Annotated in this window: 20 protein-coding genes, 2 tRNA genes and 1 pseudogene; 17 read left to right on the top strand and 6 right to left on the bottom strand. The window is 64.0% G+C overall.

Annotated elements, in window-relative coordinates:
* Positions 1–104: 104 nt before the first annotated feature.
* From J2Y55_RS14245 to J2Y55_RS14230, 4 genes are all read left to right on the top strand, one after another.
* Positions 105–181, top strand: a tRNA-Pro gene (locus tag J2Y55_RS14245).
* Between the two features lie 68 nt (positions 182–249).
* The gene (locus J2Y55_RS14240) at positions 250–555 is read left to right on the top strand and encodes an ETC complex I subunit (RefSeq protein WP_310154114.1); all 306 of its coding nucleotides are present in this window, start codon (positions 250–252) and stop codon (positions 553–555) included.
* Between the two features lie 70 nt (positions 556–625).
* Positions 626–702: transfer RNA gene (locus J2Y55_RS14235), tRNA-Arg, on the top strand.
* A gap of 68 nt (positions 703–770) precedes the next feature.
* Positions 771–986: an alkylphosphonate utilization protein gene (locus J2Y55_RS14230; RefSeq protein ID WP_103720559.1), complete on the top strand. Its 216-nt coding sequence runs from the start codon at positions 771–773 to the stop codon at positions 984–986.
* A gap of 9 nt (positions 987–995) precedes the next feature.
* On the opposite strand, the gene J2Y55_RS14225 is transcribed toward J2Y55_RS14230, so the two are convergent.
* Positions 996–1,283 carry a hypothetical protein gene (locus J2Y55_RS14225; RefSeq protein WP_310154109.1) on the bottom strand — a complete coding sequence of 96 codons (288 nt, stop codon included), beginning with the start codon at positions 1,281–1,283 and terminating at the stop codon, positions 996–998.
* Positions 1,284–1,602: 319 nt separating this feature from the next.
* On the opposite strand from J2Y55_RS14225, the gene J2Y55_RS14220 reads away from it, so the two are divergent.
* From J2Y55_RS14220 to J2Y55_RS14210, 3 genes are all read left to right on the top strand, one after another.
* A complete protein-coding gene (locus J2Y55_RS14220) occupies positions 1,603–3,309 on the top strand; it encodes an ArnT family glycosyltransferase (RefSeq protein ID WP_310154106.1) in 1,707 nt (568 codons plus the stop codon).
* 73 nt (positions 3,310–3,382) lie between these two features.
* Complete coding sequence (locus tag J2Y55_RS14215) at positions 3,383–4,135, top strand: glycosyltransferase family 2 protein (RefSeq protein ID WP_310154104.1); 753 nt, start codon at positions 3,383–3,385, stop codon at positions 4,133–4,135.
* Positions 4,132–4,461: a lipid-A-disaccharide synthase N-terminal domain-containing protein gene (locus J2Y55_RS14210; protein ID WP_310154101.1), complete on the top strand. Its 330-nt coding sequence runs from the start codon at positions 4,132–4,134 to the stop codon at positions 4,459–4,461. Before J2Y55_RS14215 ends, J2Y55_RS14210 begins: the two co-directional genes overlap by 4 nt.
* Before the next feature lie 47 nt (positions 4,462–4,508).
* Here the strand turns inward: J2Y55_RS14210 and J2Y55_RS14205 are convergent, their stop codons facing one another.
* Both J2Y55_RS14205 and metC read right to left on the bottom strand, forming a co-directional pair.
* Positions 4,509–5,237, bottom strand: coding sequence for a transporter substrate-binding domain-containing protein (locus J2Y55_RS14205; protein WP_310154099.1), 729 nt, complete (start codon positions 5,235–5,237; stop codon positions 4,509–4,511).
* Between the two features lie 3 nt (positions 5,238–5,240).
* A complete protein-coding gene (gene metC / locus J2Y55_RS14200) occupies positions 5,241–6,431 on the bottom strand; it encodes a cystathionine beta-lyase (RefSeq protein WP_310154095.1) in 1,191 nt (396 codons plus the stop codon).
* A gap of 257 nt (positions 6,432–6,688) precedes the next feature.
* Here metC and J2Y55_RS14195 point away from each other — a divergent pair, with 257 nt between their 5' ends.
* From J2Y55_RS14195 to J2Y55_RS14160, 8 genes are all read left to right on the top strand, one after another.
* The gene (locus tag J2Y55_RS14195) at positions 6,689–7,714 is read left to right on the top strand and encodes an amino acid ABC transporter substrate-binding protein (RefSeq protein WP_092165120.1); all 1,026 of its coding nucleotides are present in this window, start codon (positions 6,689–6,691) and stop codon (positions 7,712–7,714) included.
* Positions 7,715–7,862: 148 nt separating this feature from the next.
* Positions 7,863–8,885: an amino acid ABC transporter substrate-binding protein gene (locus tag J2Y55_RS14190; protein WP_310154091.1), complete on the top strand. Its 1,023-nt coding sequence runs from the start codon at positions 7,863–7,865 to the stop codon at positions 8,883–8,885.
* 168 nt (positions 8,886–9,053) lie between these two features.
* Positions 9,054–10,076, top strand: coding sequence for an amino acid ABC transporter substrate-binding protein (locus J2Y55_RS14185; protein WP_310154088.1), 1,023 nt, complete (start codon positions 9,054–9,056; stop codon positions 10,074–10,076).
* A 149-nt stretch (positions 10,077–10,225) separates the two neighbouring features.
* Positions 10,226–11,248: an amino acid ABC transporter substrate-binding protein gene (locus J2Y55_RS14180; protein ID WP_310154085.1), complete on the top strand. Its 1,023-nt coding sequence runs from the start codon at positions 10,226–10,228 to the stop codon at positions 11,246–11,248.
* A gap of 205 nt (positions 11,249–11,453) precedes the next feature.
* Entirely contained in the window at positions 11,454–12,647 is a 1,194-nt protein-coding gene (locus tag J2Y55_RS14175; protein WP_310154082.1) for an amino acid ABC transporter permease, read from the top strand.
* A gap of 10 nt (positions 12,648–12,657) precedes the next feature.
* On the top strand, positions 12,658–14,037 hold the full coding sequence (locus tag J2Y55_RS14170; protein ID WP_310154079.1) for an amino acid ABC transporter permease: 1,380 nt from the start codon (positions 12,658–12,660) through the stop codon (positions 14,035–14,037).
* 20 nt (positions 14,038–14,057) lie between these two features.
* Positions 14,058–14,849 (top strand): amino acid ABC transporter ATP-binding protein, encoded by a 792-nt coding sequence (locus tag J2Y55_RS14165; RefSeq protein WP_175525442.1) that lies wholly within the window; start codon positions 14,058–14,060, stop codon positions 14,847–14,849.
* Between the two features lie 179 nt (positions 14,850–15,028).
* Positions 15,029–15,331, top strand: a complete 303-nt coding sequence (locus J2Y55_RS14160; protein ID WP_310154076.1) for a hypothetical protein — start codon at positions 15,029–15,031, stop codon at positions 15,329–15,331.
* A gap of 82 nt (positions 15,332–15,413) precedes the next feature.
* Here the strand turns inward: J2Y55_RS14160 and J2Y55_RS14155 are convergent, their stop codons facing one another.
* Positions 15,414–16,586, bottom strand: a complete 1,173-nt coding sequence (locus J2Y55_RS14155) for a glycerophosphodiester phosphodiesterase (RefSeq protein ID WP_310154073.1) — start codon at positions 16,584–16,586, stop codon at positions 15,414–15,416.
* 205 nt (positions 16,587–16,791) lie between these two features.
* On the opposite strand from J2Y55_RS14155, the pseudogene J2Y55_RS14150 reads away from it, so the two are divergent.
* Positions 16,792–16,983 (top strand): annotated as a pseudogene (locus J2Y55_RS14150) (Lrp/AsnC ligand binding domain-containing protein); the annotation flags it as partial.
* Positions 16,984–17,005: 22 nt separating this feature from the next.
* Here J2Y55_RS14150 and J2Y55_RS14145 read toward each other — a convergent pair.
* Both J2Y55_RS14145 and J2Y55_RS14140 read right to left on the bottom strand, forming a co-directional pair.
* Positions 17,006–17,146 (bottom strand): hypothetical protein, encoded by a 141-nt coding sequence (locus J2Y55_RS14145; protein WP_175525400.1) that lies wholly within the window; start codon positions 17,144–17,146, stop codon positions 17,006–17,008.
* A gap of 170 nt (positions 17,147–17,316) precedes the next feature.
* Positions 17,317–17,586 (bottom strand): hypothetical protein, encoded by a 270-nt coding sequence (locus tag J2Y55_RS14140; protein WP_310154066.1) that lies wholly within the window; start codon positions 17,584–17,586, stop codon positions 17,317–17,319.
* A 50-nt stretch (positions 17,587–17,636) separates the two neighbouring features.
* Between J2Y55_RS14140 and J2Y55_RS14135 the strand changes: the two genes are divergently transcribed.
* Positions 17,637–18,935, top strand: a complete 1,299-nt coding sequence (locus J2Y55_RS14135; RefSeq protein WP_310154062.1) for an RsmB/NOP family class I SAM-dependent RNA methyltransferase — start codon at positions 17,637–17,639, stop codon at positions 18,933–18,935.
* Positions 18,936–18,967 lie beyond the last annotated feature (32 nt).

Genomic DNA, 18,967 nt, shown 5'->3' with positions numbered 1-18,967 from the left:
GCTGATGTGTTCCTCGCTTGATTCTTGGTTTTTGATTCTTGGCTTTCGCTTGCGGCGCAAGCCCGCGCCGTGATAGCCAACCGCGACGCGAGGAATGGCTTAGTCGGGGTATAGCGCAGCCCGGTAGCGCATCTGCTTTGGGAGCAGAGGGTCCCAGGTTCGAATCCTGGTGCCCCGACCAGCCTTCTCGTTTCGAAACGGTTCGCCGCAGGCGGGCCTGGGCAATTCTGGTGACGGCCGAGCGAGACCATGACCGCACGCATTTACCGCCCCGCCCGCACTGCGATGCAGTCCGGCACCGCCAAGACCGATCGCTGGCTGCTGGAATATGAGCCGGAGCGTCCGCGCGAGATCGAGCCACTGATGGGCTGGACCTCGTCTGGCGACATGAAGAGCCAGCTCAAGCTCTGGTTCGACACGCAGGCGGAAGCCGTCGCCTACGCCACGCGCAACGGCATCGCCTACCGGGTCGAGCAGCCCCATGAGGCCAAGCGCCGCTCGATGGCCTATGCCGATAATTTCAAGTTCAGCCGCGTCGGACAGTGGACGCACTGAGCAATACGCGCCGCCCCCGCGCGGCGTGCGAGCTTTCCAGACAGGCGAGGGCGCTTGCGCCTAAGCCCACGGGCCCGTAGCTCAGATGGATAGAGCAGCAGCCTTCTAAGCTGCTGGTCGCTGGTTCGAATCCAGCCGGGCTCGCCATTTCATCCGCCTTTACGTGAAAGTGCTGCGCCTTTCGCGCGCCAAGGCTTCAGCTTTCGGGAATTGCCATGAGCGACGTCAGGGACAGCAACGGCACGGTGCTGAAGGACGGCGATTCCGTGACCTTGATCAAGGATCTCAAGGTCAAAGGCACGTCGGTCACGCTCAAGCGCGGCACGCTGGTCAAGAACATTCGTCTGACGGACGATCCGGGCGAGATCGAATGCAATGCCGAGAAGGTGAAGGGCCTCGTGCTGAAGACCGAGTTCCTCAAGCGCGCCTGAGTTCGGCTCTCAATCGTCCCGGCCCCAATTGCGCAGGCGCTCGATCGACGCCCGAAGATCACGCGGCCGCTGCCGCCACAGGCCGCGCGCCAGCGCGATTGCGAAAAACAACCCGAAACTCGGCAGGGCGGTGGCCAGTGGCGCCGTTACCAGCCCCATGGCGCAGCCGCCGGAATCGCCCACGCCGCATTTCGGGTCGAAGATCATCGCAGCGATCACGAGCAACACGGCGATCAACGGCCCCAGCAGCAAGCCCCAGAGGCCGCTGCGTACCGCCCCGAGAAGAAGCCTGCCCATTGCCGTCTCCAGTTCGGCTCAGGCTAGAGCATCGACCCGAAAAGTGGGAACCGGTTTTCGGGACAAGCCGATGCATAGTCAAAGCTCTACAGCATCAGACCGAATACGATATTCGGTCTGATGCTGTAGAGCCGGATGGGCCTGTCATGGCGTTTGGCTTGCAGCGCCGCGGCAGGCGGCGTAAACCGCGCCGGTCATGGCTTTCGGGGCATGGCTCCGCCTTGATCGTGCCCGAAAGGCTCGTCATCCGGGCACGGCTCCGCTACGGGCTTTCGCTCGTGATGAGGGGTTGCCACACCGGCACGTCACGAGCGCGACCTTGGTCGCAAGGATCACCATGGTTTCGCTGACCCCTGCGATCGAGCGCATCACGAGCTTTGCTTCGGCGAGCCATCTGCGCGCCTGTGCCCTGCTGTTCCTGCTGGCGCTCGCCGCCTTCCTGCCCGGCTTCAGCACGCTCCAGCCGCTTGACCGCGACGAGCCGCGCTTCGCGCAAGCCTCCAAGCAGATGCTGGAGAGCGGTGATTTCGTCGATATCCGCTTTCAGGCCGAGGCGCGTCATAAGAAGCCGGTCGGCATCTACTGGCTGCAGAGCGCGGCGGTCTCGGCCGGCGAGGCGCTCGGCGTGCCGCAGGCGCGGACCCAGATCTGGCTTTACCGCTTGCCCTCGCTGGTTGGCGCCGTAGCGGCGGTGCTCCTGACCTATTGGGCGCTGCTCGCTTTTGTCAGCCCGCCATTGGCCCTGCTCGGCGGCGCCTTGATGGCTGCTTGCGTGCTGCTCGGCGTCGAGGCGCGCATTGCCAAGACCGATGCGGTGCTGGCCGCCTGCGCGGTCGCGACCATGGGCGCGCTCGCGCGGACCTGGCTCGACTGGACGCGCTCGCTCGCCTTCGTGCCGAGCCGCTGGAACTGGCTCATCTTCTGGGGCGCCACCGCGATCGGCTTGCTGATCAAGGGGCCGATCGTGCCGATGGTCTGGGGCCTCGCCATGATCGTGCTCTGCGTGAGCGAGCGTGGCGTCCGCTGGCTGAAGCCGCTGCGCTTCGGCCCCGGCCTGCTGCTCTGCCTCATCGTCGTGCTGCCCTGGTTCATCGCCATTATGATGAAGACGGGCGGCTCCTTCTTCGCTGAGAGCGTCGGCCAGGACATGCTCGGCAAGGTCGCCGAGGGCCAGGAGAAGCATTGGGGGCCGCCTGGGCTCTATCTGCTGGTCTTCTTTGGCACCTATTGGCCGGCGGCGGCATTCGCGGCGATGGCGATCCCCTTCGCCTGGGTTCGCCGGCGCGAGCCGCAGATCCTGTTCCTGCTGGCCTGGATCATCCCGTCCTGGATCGTCTTCGAGGCGGTGCCGACCAAGCTGCCGCATTATGTCTTGCCGCTCTACCCGGCGATCACGGCCCTGCTGCTGCTGGCGCTCGTCAATGGCGGCATCGACCGCTTCCGGCGTGGCGCCGTGGCGACCGCCGCGCTGGTGCTTCTGGTCCCGCTCGCTCTTGTCGGGGTGATCCTCTACGGCAACTGGACGCTCGACCAGGCCTTGCCTTATCTGGCGCTGCCGCTGCTTGTCCTGATGCTGCTCGTCGCCTGGCGCGTGGTCGCGGCCTTCCGTCGTGGCGATCTCGAAGGCGCGCTCTGGCGCTGCGTGCTGGCAAGCCTGCTGCTCGGCGCCGGTGTCTATGGTTTCGCGGTCGAAAGCCTGCGCTCGCTGAAACTGTCGCCGCGGCTGGCCGCGACCGTCGCCACGGCCGGCTGTACCGATCCCAAGGTCATCACGGCGGGTTATCGCGAGCCGAGCCTGGTCTTCCTGACCGGAACCGATCTCGCCATGGCGCCGGATGGTGCGGCGGCTGCGTCCTTCCTGGGCCAGCCGGGCTGCCGCATCGCCTTCGTCGAGAAGCGCTTCGCGGCCGAGTTCCAGACGGCGATCTCCCAGGCCGGCATGACGCCGCGGCTGCTGACCACGCTGAATGGTTTCAATCTCAATGGCGGCCGCCGGCTCGAGATCGCGGTGTTCGTGCGCCCATGAGCCAGACGAATGTTCCTTGCCCCGCAGCCGCGCTTGACGCAGGTTGCGCGCCGTTTTCCCGGATGATGTTCCGTTGACTGATAGCCCCGCAGCTCCTCCCCCGATTCTCAGCGTCGTTGTCCCCGTCCGCAACGAGGTCGGCAATGTCGGCCCCTTGCTGGCCGACATCGAGACCGCCTGCGCCACGATCAATGGTTTCGAGGTGATCTTCGTCAATGACGGTTCGAGCGACGGCACCGCGCAGGCGCTGGCGGGGCTGATAGTGAGCCGGCCCTGGCTGCGCGTTGTCACCCATGCCCAATCCTGCGGCCAGAGCGCAGCCGTGCGCAGCGGCGTGCGCCATGCCCGCTCGGCGATCGTCGCGACGCTCGACGGCGACGGCCAGAACGATCCGGCCTTCCTGCCGCGCATGCTGGAGGCGCTGCAGCAGGCGGGCCTCCAGGCCGGGCTCGTGCAGGGGCAGCGCGTCGGGCGCAAGGACACTGGCTTCAAGAAGCTGCAATCGCGCATCGCCAATGGCGTTCGCGGGCGCATCCTCAAGGACGGCACACGCGACACCGGCTGCGGCCTGAAATGCTTCCGCCGCGAGGCCTATCTCGCCTTGCCCTATTTCGACGCGCTGCACCGCTTCATGCCGGCTCTTATGGCACGCGAGGGCTATGGCATCGTGCATGTCGAGGTCCGTGACCGGCCTCGGCTCACCGGCGTCTCGAATTACGGCTTCTTCGACCGGCTTTGGGTCGGTATTCTAGACCTTGCCGGCGTCTGGTGGTTGATCCGCCGGCGTAAGCGCATTCCTCAGATCGTGCCGGACACGCAATCATGATCATCTCGATCGGCCACGCCGTATCCGACTATATCTACGACGTCTTCGTGCTGAAGTTCGACTTCTGGCTCGCCTTCGGCATTATCGCGCAGTTGCTCTTCACGGCGCGCTTCCTGGTGCAGTGGCTCGTCAGTGAGCGCGAGGGCAACTCCGTGATGCCGCTCTCCTTCTGGTATTTTTCGATGGCCGGCGGCGCGATGACGCTGGTTTACGGCATCGTCAAGCGCGAACCGATCATCATCATGGGCCAGGCGCTGGCGGTGGTGATCTATGTGCGCAATCTCATGCTGATCTTCAGCAGCCGCAAAAAGCGCTCGGCCTCATAGAGCATTGCGCGAAAAAGTGGGTACCGGTTTTTCGCAGAAGCAATGCTCTAAACTCTATCGAGCGTCAGGTCGTCGGGCGAAAACCCGTAGCGCGCCATCATGCTGCGGTGCCAGGCGCTGCCGAGCTGACCGCGCAGGGCTTCATCGAAACGCCGCCTGAAGCCGGCCGCCGATTTGGCGAAGGCAAAAGCGCCACGAGCCGGCATCGCGGCCCCCACCGTGACGACGGCAAGCTTGGGGTCGGGGTAGAGCGCGAGGTAGCCGCGATGCGCCATGGCGACGCTGGCATAGGCATCGGCGCGTCCCGATCGCACCAGATCCACGGCATCCTCCTGCGTGGCGACCCGCAGGATGCGATCATCGGGGATGCCTGCTTTCAATCCGGTCTGTTCCTGGACCTGATCGGACACGACGGCGAGCCGTGAGCGCCCATCGCGCGCCAGGGCTTCATAACCTGTCAGACGCGCGCGATCCACCAGCCTTGTCATCAGGCCGTCGGACAGAGCCCAGACCGGATGGCTGAAATCAACGAGTTCCAGCCGCTCCTGCGAGATGAAGAGCGGGGTGGTGATCGTCCAGCGCCCGTCGACGAGCCCGGGCAACAGCTCGGCGAAGCTCGTCAGCCGCGTCTCGAACGAAGCGATGCCGAGCGCCTTCAGCACGGCCGTCACCAGTTCGACATCACTGCCTCCCGCCGCTCCGCCTGCTCCGGGAAAGCAGAAAGGCGGTTCGTCGAGATAGGCGAAGACGATCGGGCCCGATGGGCTACTCGCCACGCCTCAGCTCGCCGCGCGCAGCCGGGCGAAGCCGGCGTCGAGATCGGCCTTCAGATCCTCGAGGTCTTCCAGCCCGATATGCAGGCGGATCGTCGGCCCCGCGAAGTTGGGCGTCGTCGCCGTGCGGTAGGGCTTGCAATCGAAGGGCAGGACGAGGCTCTCATAGCCGCCCCAGGACGCGCCCATGCCGAACAGGGTCAGGCCGTCCAGCATAGCGCCGACGGCCTTCATCGCCACGGGCTTCAGCTCGATCGCGAACAGCGAGGACGCGCCGGTGAAGTCGCGCTTCCAGAGCGCGTGGCCGGGGTCGCTCGGCAGCGCCGGATGCAGCACCCGCGCCACTTCCGGGCGCGCGCTCAGCCACTGCGCCATGTCCAGGCCGGCCGGCATCTGCTCCTTCAAGCGAATATGCATGGTGCGGATGCCGCGCAATGTCAGGAAGGCGTCCTCGGGCGCGATGATGACACCGAGCGTCTCCCAGCAGTCCCGGACCAGCTTGTAGAGCTCGGGCGTGCGCGCAGAGACGGTGCCGATCAGCACGTCGGAGTGTCCGGCATAATATTTCGTGCCGGCCTGTACCGAGATGTCGACACCGAATTTGTGGCTGTCGAAGAACAGCGGCGTCGCCCAGGTGTTGTCCATCAGCACCAGCACGTCGCGGGCATGTGCGGCTTCCACGATGGCTGGAATATCCTGCATCTCGAAGGTCTGCGAGCCCGGCGCCTCGGTCCAGACAGCCTTGGTGTTCGGCTTGAACAGCGCTGCGATATCGCCGCCGACGGCGGGATCGTAATAGCTGACCTCGATACCCAGGCGCGGCAGCATCTTGTCGCAGAAATTGCGCGTCGGCCGGTAGACGCTGTCGGTCACCAGAAGATGATCGCCGGCCGAGAGCACTGCCAGCATCGGCAAGGTGCAGGCGAGCAGGCCTGAGGGGCAGACGACGACGCCCGCTCCGCCTTCCATGGTGTTCAGCGCCGCGATCAGCGCATCGATCGTCGGGTTGCCCTGCGTGCCGTAGGTATAGCGCGCCTTCCGGGCGAGGAAGTCCTCCATATTGGGATAGATCACCGTCGAGCCGCGCACGATCGGGGGATTGACGAAGCCATAGCTGTCGGCCGGATCGCGGCCTGCAAGGACGAGGCGGGTCTTTTCGCGCAGGCGCGCGAAGTCAGGCGGGGACAGCTTTTTCATGGATGGAATCGCTAGGCCGTTTTCTGGTTCCGGGTCAGGCTTGACCACCCTTGGAAACTTGCATGTGATGCGAAGGCGGGAAAGAGGCGTGCCGGATATGGGCCGTTGCTTGACGCTCATGAGCGTCTCTGGCAATCGACTTTGGGGACGCCGCTTAATTCCTGTGCAATCGGAGCGGGCAAAATGCCTGCAAGCGGCGAAGCCGATGACGGCCTGCCGGCCCGGCCGGACAGGAGACCTCAATGGGAGAGAGTGCAATGAAGAAATTTTTGGCAGCCGCGATCGCAGGGCTTGGGCTCGCGGTCACCGCCACAGCGGTTTCGGCGCAGGCGCCTGCGACTTTGGCCCAGGTCAAGTCGCGCAACATCCTCAACTGCGGCTCCAACACCGGCCTCGCCGGCTTTGGCGTGCCGGATGCCCAGGGCAACTGGGTCGGCCTCGATGTCGACTACTGCCGTGCTGTCGCCGCGGCGATCTTCAATGACCCGGCCAAGGTGAAGTTCATCCCGCTTTCCGCGAAGGATCGCTTCACCGCGTTGCAGTCGGGCGAGGTCGATCTGCTCGTCCGCAACTCGACCTGGACGATGTCGCGCGACGCTTCGCTCGGCCTGCTCTTCACCGGCGTGAACTATTATGACGGCCAGGGCTTCATGGTCCGCAAGAAGCTCGGCGTCACCTCGGCGCTGCAGCTTTCGGGCGCCTCGGTCTGCACCCAGCAGGGCACCACGACCGAGCTGAATCTGGCCGACTTCTTCCGCGCCAACAACCTGAAATACGAGGTTGTCGCCTTCGCCTCGTCCGACGAGACGGTCAAGGCTTATGACGCCGGCCGCTGCGACGCCTTCACCACCGACGCCTCGGGCCTCTATGCCGAGCGCCTGAAGCTGACGGCGCCGGACGATCACATGGTCCTGCCCGAGATCATCTCCAAGGAGCCGCTCGGCCCGTCCGTCCGCAACACCGACGCGCAGTGGTTCAACCTGGTGAAGTGGGTGCACTACGCCATGCTGAACGCCGAGGAACTCGGTGTGACCAAGGCCAATGTCGACGAGATGCTGAAGTCGCCCAATCCCGAGATCAAGCGTCTGCTCGGTGTCGAGGGCAAGTTCGGCGAAGGCATCGGCCTCACCGCCGATTGGGCCTACCGCATCGTCAAGCTGGTCGGCAATTACGGCGAATCCTTCGAGAAGAACGTCGGCCAGGGCTCGCTGCTGAAGATCGCGCGCGGCCAGAATGGACTCTGGACCAAGGGCGGCCTGCAATACGCCCCGCCGGTTCGCTGACATCAAACCAAAACCGGGCGCCGACATTGTTCGGCGCCCGGGCTGCTTTACGCCAATGCCGAATTGATCCTCATAAACCGCAGAATATGCGGCTCTGGGCGCCCAGAATACGCGAGAGCGGATGAACCGCTCCGGATAGGGGACTACCATGAAACGATTGCTCGTCGCGGCGCTCGCGCTTGCCGCATTCCTTCCTGGCGTGGAACACGCCCAGGCGCAGACCTCCTCGCTCGCAACGGTCAAGAACCGCGGCGAACTTATTTGCGGCGTCAGCCCTGGCTTGGCCGGCTTCGGCATCCCGGATGCGCAGGGGACCTGGGTCGGCCTCGATGTCGATCTGTGTCGCGCCGTCGCAGCCGAGATCTTCAACGATGCCGGCAAGGTCAAATTCGTTCCGCTGTCGTCGAAGGACCGCTTCACCGCGCTTCAGTCGGGCGAGGTCGATCTGCTCTCGCGGACCAGCACCTGGACGATGGCGCGCGACACGGCGCTCGGCCTGAGCTTCTCGACCGTGAACTATTATGACGGCCAGGCCTTCCTGGTTCAGAAGAAGCTCGGCGTCCAATCCGCCCTGAAGCTCGATGGCGCGTCGATCTGCCTGCAGCAGGGCACGACGACCGAGTTGAACGTCGCGGATTTCTTCCGCGCCAACAAGATCAAGTATGAGGTCGTCGCCTTCGACAAGGGCGACGAGGCGATCAAGGCCTTCGAATCCGGGCGCTGCGATGCGCTGACCGACGACTCCTCCGCGCTCTACGCTCTGCGCCTGAAGCTGACCGCGCCCGAGGATGCCGTCGTCCTCCCCGAGATCATCTCGAAGGAACCACTCGGCCCGGTCGTTCGCAGCAGCGACATGCAGTGGATCAACCTGGTGAAATGGACGCATTTCGCGATGCTGAACGCGGAAGAGTTCGGCATCACCAAGGCGAATGTCGACGAGATGCTCAAATCGGCCAATCCCGAGATCCGGCGCCTGCTCGGCGTCGAGGGCAAGTTCGGCGAAGGCATCGGCCTGAGCAATGACTGGGCCTACCGGGCCATCAAGCTCGTCGGCAATTACGGCGAGGCATTCGAGCGCAATGTCGGCGCCGGTTCCGTGCTCAAGATTGCCCGTGGAAAGAATGCGCTGTGGACTAATGGAGGATTGCAATACGCTCCTCCGATCCGTTGATCGTATGAGCGGAGCGTCGGTTCTGCTGGCGCTCCGTTCGCGGTTTGGTCGCGACGGCTTTATTTTGTGGGGGAAGGAGGGGAGGATACCGGGCGAGGATCGTTTGGTCCGGGACTTGCTAGCATTCGAGAACGGGAAGAACCCGTTCCGCCAACAGGGGAAACAACCATGAATAAGTTTTTCGCAGCCGCGCTCGTCGCGGCGGCAACTGCAGCTTGCATCGGCGGAGCGCAAGCGCAGACCGGCACGCTTGGCCAGGTCAAGAGCCGCGGGATACTCCATTGCGGTTCGGGGACGGGCCTTGCCGGCTTCGGCATTCCCGATGCTCAGGGCAACTGGACGGGCTTGGACGTCGATCTCTGCCGCGCGGTCGCAGCAGCGATCTTCAACGATCCGCAGAAGGTCAAGTTCATCCCGCTCTCGGCCAAGGACCGGTTCACCTCGCTGCAATCGGGCGAGGTCGATCTGCTTTCGCGCACGACGACCTGGACGCTGTCGCGCGACACCTCGCTTGGGCTCAATTTCGCAGGCGTGAACTATTATGACGGCCAAGGCTTCCTGGTCCGCAAGAAACTCGGCGTCGACTCCGCGCTGAAGCTGGCTGGCGGCTCCATCTGCACGCAGCAGGGCACGACCACGGAGCTCAACCTCGCGGACTATTTCCGGTCCAACAAGATGAAGTACGAGGTCGTTGCCTTCGCGAGCAACACCGAGACCGTCAAGGCCTATGAGGCAGGCCGCTGCGACGCCTTCACCACGGACGCCTCGGGTCTTTATGCCGAGCGCCTGAACCTGACGACGCCTGCCGACCACATCGTCCTGCCCGAGATCATCTCGAAGGAGCCGCTCGGCCCGGTCGTTCGGCATGGTGACGACAACTGGCTCGACATCGTCAAATGGACGCACTTTGCCATGCTGAATGCCGAAGAACTCGGTATCACCCAGGCGAATGTCGACGAGATGCTGAAATCGGACAATCCCGAGATCAAGCGCTTCATCGGCACCGAGGGCAAATTCGGCGAACCGATGGGCCTGACGAATGACTGGGCCTACCGGATCATCAAGCATGTCGGCAATTACGGCGAGGTCTTCGAGAAGAACGTCGGCCAGGGCTCGCTCCTGAAGATCGCGCGCGGCCAGAACGCGCTCTGGACCAAGGGGGGGCTGCAATACGCTCCGCCGATCCGCTGAGGCATCGCGAGCGATCGGCGCCGGCCCCGTGCCGGCGCCGTAGCGATCCCGGCCCCGCGCCGTCCGTTGCGCATCGAAAGCGCATGGTCCGGGACTTGCTAAGCGTTTTGGGTACGGGCGTAAGCCCGCACCTAAAACAGGGGAACGCAATGAAAAAAGCCGTTACGTCCGCACTGGTGCTCGCATCGCTCGCTCTAGGCGCGGGGGGTGCCCAGGCCCAGACAGGGCTGCTTCCGCAGATCAAGGCGAGGGGCGTCGTCACATGCGGCACGAGCCCGGGCCTCGCCGGTTTCGCGATGCCCGATGCGCAGGGCAATTATACCGGCATCGACGTCGATCTTTGCCGCGCGTTGGCGGCCGCGATCTTCAACGACCCGCAGAAGGTCAAGTTCGTGCCGCTCTCGTCGAAGGACCGCTTCACGGCGCTTCAGGCCGGCGAGGTCGATCTGCTCTCGCGCACCACGACCTGGACCTTGTCGCGTGACACCTCGCTTGGCCTCAATTTCGCGGGCATCAATTATTTCGACGGCCAGGGCTTCATGGTCCGCAAGAAGCTCGGCATCGATTCCGCGCTCAAGCTCGCCGGCGCCTCCGTCTGCGTTGCGCAAGGCACGACTACCGAGCTGAACCTTGCCGACTTCTTCCGCGCCAACAAGATGAAGTACGAGGTCGTGGCCTTCAGCGGCGGCGACGAGACGATCAAGGCCTATGAATCCGGCCGCTGTGACGCCTTCACCACGGATTCGTCAGGTCTTTACGCCGAGCGCCTGAAGCTTCAGGTTCCGACGGACCATATCGTTCTGCCCGAGATCATCTCGAAGGAGCCGCTCGGCCCGGTAGTCCGCCATGGCGACGACAACTGGCTCGATATCGTCAAATGGACGCATAACGCGATGGTGAACGCCGAGGAGCTTGGCATCACCAAGGCCAATGTCGATGAGATGCTGAAATCGGAGAACCCCGAGATCAAGCGCTTCGTCGGCACCGAGGGCAAGTTCGGCGAGCCGATGGGCTTGAGCAATGACTGGGCTTATCGCATCGTCAAACTTGTCGGGAACTATGGCGAGGTTTTCGAGAAGAATGTCGGTGCGGGCTCGCCGCTGAAGATCGCGCGCGGTCAGAACGCGCTCTGGACCAAAGGGGGGTTGCAATACGCGCCGCCGATCCGTTGAGGCGCTCTAGCGCGTTTTCGAGCGAAGCGGACACCGGTTCGCGTGAAGACAACGCGCTAAAACAAGGCGCTAGAGCAATTGAACGATCCAATCGGATCGGAAATTGATCTGGCGCAACGGTCTGAGATCAGAAGGAAACATCCGGCGGCGGTTCTGGCCGCTGCCGGTTCAGCTGCCGCAATCAAAACAAAAAAGGGCGTAACACGTGTCGACCATTCCGACCGAGACGGTTCAGCCGGGCAAGGCCTCGCTGCTCTACGATCCCAAGATAAGGGGCTATGTCTACCAGCTCGCCCTGCTCGCCGTTGTCGGCTTCCTGCTCTATTCGGCCGCGTCGAACGCCATCACCAATCTGCGTGCGCAAAAGATCGCGTCCGGCTTCGGCTTCTGGCACAATGCCGCGGGTTTCGACGTCAACCAGAAGCTGATCCCATTCAGCGCCTCGGGCTCGACCTATGGCGAGGCTTTCTATGTCGGCCTTCTGAACACGCTGCTGGTCGCTTCGATCGGCATCGTGCTGTCGACTTTCCTCGGCTTCTTCGTCGGCGTGGCGCGGCTCTCCAGCAATTGGGTGCTGTCGAAGCTCGCGATGATCTATGTCGAGGTCATCCGCAACCTGCCGCTGCTGCTGCAATTGTTCTTCTGGTACAATGCGGTGCTGAAGCCGCTGCCCAATCCGCGCCAGTCGATCGAATTGCCGGCGGGTGCGTTGCTCAACAATCGCGGCCTCTACCTTCCTGATCCTCAGCTCGGCCCCGGTGGCTCTCTGATCGTCTGGACCTTCCTGATCGGCATCGTCGCCTCGATCATCTTCCGCGTCTGGGCCCGCAAGCAGCAGGAGGCCACGGGCAAGCAGTATCCTGTCGGTTGGATCGCGCTCGGCTTGATCGTGGTGCTGCCGTTCTTCGTCTATCTCGTCACGGGCCGCCCGATCTCGTTCGTCTATCCGGAGATCGCCGGCTTCAACCTGCGCGGCGGCATCCAGATCTTCCCGGAATTCGTCGCGCTGCTGCTGGGTCTGACGACCTACACCGCGGGCTTCATCGCCGAGGTCGTGCGCGCCGGCATTCTTGCCGTCTCGAAAGGTCAGACCGAGGCAGCCAATGCGCTGGGTCTGCGCGCCGGGCCGACCTTGAAGCTCGTCGTCATCCCGCAAGCCATGCGGGTGATCATCCCGCCTTTGACCTCGAACTACCTCAACCTGACCAAGAACTCCTCGCTGGCGGTCGCGATCGGCTATCCCGATCTCGTCCAGGTCTTCACCGGCACGGTGCTGAACCAGACCGGGCAGGCGGTCGAGGTGGTCGCGATCACCATGGCGGTCTATCTCACGATCTCGCTCGTCACCTCGTTTTTCATGAATATCTACAACAAGCGCATGGCGCTGGTGGAACGGTGAGGGCGCCACGATGACCGACGCAACGCTCGAAAACTCACCTTACGCCTTCGTCCGCAAGGAGACGCTGCCTCAGGAAACCGCGCCGCTTTCGGTCGCGGGGCCTGTCGCCTGGGTCCGCGCCAATCTGTTCTCCGGCCCGGTCAATTCGATCCTGACGCTGCTCTGCGTCTACATCGTCGTGACCAGCGTGCCGGAGATGGTGCGGTTCTACTTCATCGATGCCGTCTGGAGCGGCACCAATCGCGACGCATGCCTTGCCGACAAGATCGGCCGGCCGGTCGGCGCATGCTGGGCCTATATCGCCGACCGCTTCCAATACTTCATCTATGGTTCCTATCCGGTGCCGCAACGCTGGCGCGTCAACATCGTTTTCGCGATGTTCGCACTCGGCGTGGTCTGGCTGCTCTGGGAAAGGGCGCCACTGAAGAAGGTCGGCCTGTTCTTCTTCTTCGTCATGCTGCCGATCGGCGCCTATGTGCTGCTGCTCGGCGGCCCCAATGCCGAAGGCTTCCTGCGCTGGCTCATCGGCCTGACGCTGGTGCTGATGGTGGTCTATCTGGTGCTGTCCTTCGTGCCGGCCCTGGCGCGTTTCTGGATCGGCCCCGCCTTCCTCGCCGTCGAGGAGGCGCTGCCGCCCTGGAAGCGCTTCTACCGGCCCAAGCGCCTGATCCTGCTGTCGCTGGTCGTCTTCGGCCTGATCGCGATCCTGGCTGACTCGATCGGCCTGCCGCGTGTCGACACCGGGCTTTGGGGCGGCATGACGGTGACCTTCCTGATCGCGGCGGTCGGCATCGTCTTCTCGCTGCCGCTCGGTGTCATCCTGGCGCTGGGACGGCGCTCGAAGCTGCCGATCATCCAGCTTCTCTCGGTGGTCTTTATCGAGTTCGTCCGTGGCGTGCCGCTGATCACGGTGCTGTTCATGGCCAACACCATGCTGCCGCTGTTCGTGCCGCAGGAATATTCGCCCGACCGGCTGCTGCGGCCGCTGGTCGGCGTCGCACTCTTCGCCGCCGCCTATATGGCGGAGGTTATTCGCGGCGGCCTGCAGGCCATGCCGAAGGGCCAATATGAAGGAGCGATGTCGCTCGGTCTGGGTTATTGGCAGATGATGCGGCTGATCATCCTGCCCCAGGCGCTGCGCATCGTCATTCCGGGCATCGTCAATACGTTCATCGGGCTGTTCAAGGATACGACGCTGGTCACCATCGTCGGCATCTTCGACTTCCTGCGCACCATCGAAGCGACCCTGGTCGATCCGACCTGGGCGACGCCGACCACACGCGCGACAGGCTATGCCTTCGCCGCGATGTTCTATTTCCTGTGTTGCTGGGGCATGTCGCGCTACTCGATCTCGGTCGAGAAGCGGATGGCCGCCGGTCAAAAGCGCTGAAGGGACAAACCAACATGACCATGGCAGAAACGAATACCGCGAGCCGCCCCGCCGCGCTGAAGCAGACCTCGCTGAACACACCGACCGCGGTCGAGATGATCGGCGTCAACAAGTGGTACGGCGAGTTCCACGTGCTGCGCGACATCAACCTGAAGGTCGAGCGCGGCGAGAAACTGGTGATCTGCGGACCGTCGGGCTCCGGTAAGTCGACGATGATCCGCTGCATCAATCGCCTGGAAGAGCACCAGAAGGGCTCGATCATCGTCGACGGTACCGAACTCACCAACGATCTGAAGAAGATCGACGAGATCCGCCGCGATGTCGGCATGGTGTTCCAGCACTTCAACCTGTTCCCGCATCTGACGATCCTCGAGAACCTGACGCTGGCGCCGATCTGGGTCCGCAAGATGCCCAAGAAGGACGCCGAGGAGATCGGGATGCACTATCTCAAGCGCGTCAAGATTCCCGAGCAGGCCGCGAAATATCCCGGCCAGCTTTCGGGCGGCCAGCAGCAGCGTGTCGCCATCGCACGCTCGCTCTGCATGAGCCCCAAGATCATGCTGTTCGACGAGCCGACCTCGGCGCTCGATCCCGAGATGGTCAAGGAAGTGCTCGACACCATGGTCTCGCTCGCCGATGAGGGCATGACCATGCTCTGCGTCACCCACGAAATGGGCTTCGCCCGCCAGGTCGCCGATCGGGTCATCTTCATGGATGCCGGGCAGATCGTCGAAATGAACGAGCCCAACGCCTTCTTCAAGAACCCGCAGCATGAGCGCACGAAGCTCTTCCTGAGCCAGATTCTGCACTGATCTGCGTTGGATAAGACAACATGGCGCACCGATTCTTTCGGTGCGCCATTTTTAGTCGTGATTGAATAATCGTCGACGCGGATTTTATTTTCGCCTTGGGGGCAGGGCGGTAGATAAACTGCGCCTAATCGGAACAAAGCGGTGTCCGGCAAGTTCTTCATTGAACCGGAGGAAACACCATGAACCGCTTCATTCCCGCTCTCATTGCCACTCTCGTGATGACAGGCGGTGCCTATGCCCAGTCGATCAACATCGGTCCCGGCGGCGTCGGTGTCGATACGCGCGGACCGAGCGAGCGCGTCATCGAGCGCGAAGTTCGCCGTGATGACCGCGACGGTTACGATCGCCGCTCGGACCGCGGTTATCGACGCGACGATCGTCGTCGCGTCGAGTTCCGTGACCGCCCGCGCTGCCGCACGGTCATCACGCGCGAGGAGACGCGGCGTGGCGTGATCAAGACGAGGCAGCGCGTCTGCAGCTGATCGACAGCCCAGCTTCGGCGAAACCCGAATCGAAAGGCCGTCCCGCTCGCGCGGGGCGGCCTTTTTTGCGCCGTTTGGCAGCCTATTTGCCGTCACGCGCCTTCACGGCCGCGTCCGGGAAATCCGAGAACAGCCCGTCGATGCCGAGGTCGAAGAACGCCTTGTATTCGGCGCCCGGATCGCCCTTGTAGTTCGAGGCCAGGCGCTTGGGCTCGCTGCGGAAGGTCCAGCTATGGACGAAGAGCCCGGCAGCGTGGGCATTCTTGATGACATCAGTCGCCGGCAGCAACACGCGGTCGCGCTCGTCGATCACGCCGTCCTTGTTCAAATCCTGAGGCTTGCCGTCATCGCCCAGGACCTGCTTGGCTGGCAGGATGTAGGGCTTCCAGGGGGCGACGCCGTCGGCATAGGTCTTGATCTCCTTCAGCCCTTCAGCCGTGACGAGATCCTTGAAGGTGCGCTTGTCGCCGGTGACGACGAAATCATAGGGCTTGTCGAAGGGAGCGGCCAGAACGATGCCGCCATCCTTGTCGACATCGTCGGCATCGACGAGCTGGATCAGGCGCAGCTGTGTCTTGCCGCGGAGATACTTCAAATTCGCGGTCTCGAAGCTCTGGATGATCACGGGCGAGGATTTCTCGGTCCAGCCTGCAGCCTTGAGCGCATCGAGCAGGCGATCCTCGAGCGGCAGGCCGATCGCGGCATGGAAGATCGAATGCTTGGTCTCGGGATAGATGCCGATGATGCGCCCAAGCCGGGTGCTCTCGGTCTTGGCGAGGTCAATGATCTCCTGAAGCGTCGGAATCTCGTATTTGCCGTTATGGGACTGGTCACGATCGGCAAAGGCCTGCTTGGCGCGCAGGGTCTTGATCTCGGCAAGCGTGAAGTCGCTGGCGAACCAGTCGGTGGTGTCCACGCCGTCGATCTTGCGCGTGGTCTTGCGTCCCGCGAATTCCGGCCTGGTCGAGACATCGGTTGTGCCGCTCATGATCGGCTCGTGCCGGGCGACCAGCACGCCGTCCTTCGTCGCTACGAGGTCGGGCTCGATGAAGTCCGCGCCCATCTCGATCGCGAGCTTGTAGGATTCGAGCGTATGCTCGGGCCGGTGGCCGCTGGCACCGCGGTGGCCGACGATCAGCGGTTTCTGGCCCGACAAGGTCGGGACGGCGGCCTGAGCCATGGCTTCAGGGGCGCCCAGCACGCCGCAGGCGAGGCCGGCCAGCATCGTGGCACAGAGCAAGGTCGTTTTCATCATCGGTCCGGTCCTTGGTCGCGTTATCTTGGGCGCGACCATGATCAGGCGATGTGACAGGCCGGTGAAGTCGAGGGCCTGGGCCTATTCGGCCGGGGCGGCCTGCACTGGGGCCGCCGGATGGGCGCTGCGGCGATCCATGTCGGCGACCATCCTGCGCGCCATGGTGCTCGCGGTCTTCTCGAAGCAGAAGGGCAGCAAGGCCCTGCCGGAGATCGTGGGCACCTATCGCAGCTCGGGCGAGGTCGATTACATCCTGTGGGCGCGTGTGCCCGACGTCGCGGCCTATGACAGGCTCTATCAGCGTCTCATCGCCCGCATCGACATGGTCGATGTCGCGGCGAGCTTCGTCATAGAGGAGATCAAGGACACGACCGAAGTGCCGCTCGGCTATGCCTGAGCGGCGCTTCGGTCGGCATTCGTCAGTAGCGGTTCTCGAGCGTCGTCTTGGCGTCGAGGCGCTTCTTGGCCGGCGGCGTCAAATCCGGCGGCGGCGTGGTGGCGCAGGCGGCGAGCGCCAGCGTCATGAGCGCAGCAAGGGTGAGGCGGCTGAGGCGGATCATCGGCGGTTCCATTCGGTGGGAGCGGATCGCTTCTTCTTTCCGCCGATGCTGACGCTTCGTCAAGCAAGCTGTTTTACGTTTGGACCAATCACAAACACGTGCGGGAAGGGGTCCTGCCGCCGATTCCATATCGGCGGCAGGCGCGCCCTCCAGTCGCGCGGGCGGGACGGTTAGAAGGTCCGGTTCTCCATCCGGATGGTCGCATCCGGCGAGCTTGCCGAAGGCTTCAGCGGTGTCGCCAGCGCCTGGCCTTGAGTTTTCGACGTGCTCGTAAATGACGGATTCGAGCCCATGCTGGCGTGGAACCCGTCGCTCTCGATGCACCCTGCCAGTGACAGGGCAAAAGCGGTCAAGATTGTGATAGGGATGATGCGGATCATGACTGTACCTCGCGAAATACCGGCATTGCCGGTCTCGCCCCCGCCGATTAATTGTGCCATCACCGCGTCAATTTTGTGTCGCGTATGCCGGCACGACACGGATCCGAAATATGACGCCCGCCGCCCGCATCAGCGCCGCCATCGAGGTGCTGGATGACCTCATCCAGCGCCGCCGCCCAGCCTCCGACGCGCTGAAGGATTGGGGCCTTTCACGGCGTTTCGCAGGCTCCAAGGACCGTGCCGCGATCGCCTCGCTCGTCTATGACGCATTGCGCCGCAGGGCGTCCTCGGCCTTCGCCATGGCCGCGGAGACGCCGCGCGCGCTGGTGCTCGGCATGCTCGCCGGCCTGCGCGGCCTCAGCGCCGAGGAGATCGCGCTGCTCTGCTCGGGCGAAAATCACGCCCCCATGCCGCTCGATGCCGAGGAGCAGGCAAGGCTCGCCGCCTTCTCGCTCGACGGAGCGCCCGACTGGATCCGCGCCGACGTACCGGAATGGCTCTGGTCGGCTTTCGCCGCGGGCTTCGGTAGGGATGCGGTGGGCGAGGGCCAGGCGCTGGCCGGGCGCGCGCCGATCGACATCCGCGCCAACCGCCTGCAAGCGACGCGCGATGCGCTGATGGCGGATTTGGCCCATGCCTCGCCCGAACCCGGCTCCTGGTCGCCCGATGCGCTGCGCTTCCAGCCCGGCCATGACGGGCGTGGGCCGTCACTGCAGGCCGAACCGTCCTTCTTCGCCGGCGGCTTCGAGATCCAGGATGAAGGCTCGCAGCTCGTCACCTTGCTGGCCGGCGCGCAGCCGGGCCAGACCGTGATCGATCTCTGCGCCGGGGCCGGCGGCAAGACGCTGGCGCTGGCGGCGCTGATGGGCAATCAGGGGCGTTTGTTCGCGACCGACCTGGACAGCCGCAGGCTTGCGCCGTTGCATGAGCGGCTGGCGCGCTCGGGCGCGACCAATGTCGAGATCCGCATTCCGCGCAGCCGCGGTCACGAGCCCCTGATCGACCTCGCCGGACAGGTCGATCTAGCCTTGGTCGATGCGCCCTGCACGGGCTCTGGCACCTGGCGGCGCAATCCCGATGCGAAATGGCGCGTGCGGCCCGGCGCCCTGGCCGAGCGCGTCAAGGACCAGGCCGAGGTTCTGGCGCGCGCCGCGCGGCTGCTGAAGCCGGGCGGGCGCATCGCCTATATCACCTGCTCGATGCTGCCGGACGAGAATGACGAGGCCATCCGGGCTTTCCTCGCGCGGCATGCCGGGTTCGCGGTGGTGCCGCTTGCGCAAGTGCTGGCCTCGACCGAGGGGGACTTTGGTTTGCTCGCCCGTTTCGCCACGGAATTCGGCCTGCAGCTCTCGCCACGTCGCACCGGGACGGACGGATTCTACCTGGCTTGCACGCAACGCATCGCTTGAAAGCCAACAGGACGTTGCACGCTCGCGCGCGA

It is taken from the genome of Allobosea sp. BE125 (assembly GCF_031456075.1).
Taxonomy (GTDB): Bacteria; Pseudomonadota; Alphaproteobacteria; order Rhizobiales; family Beijerinckiaceae; genus Allobosea.
The sequence above is the reverse complement of the archived record's forward strand: the minus strand, read 5'-3'. Positions and strand labels throughout refer to the sequence as shown.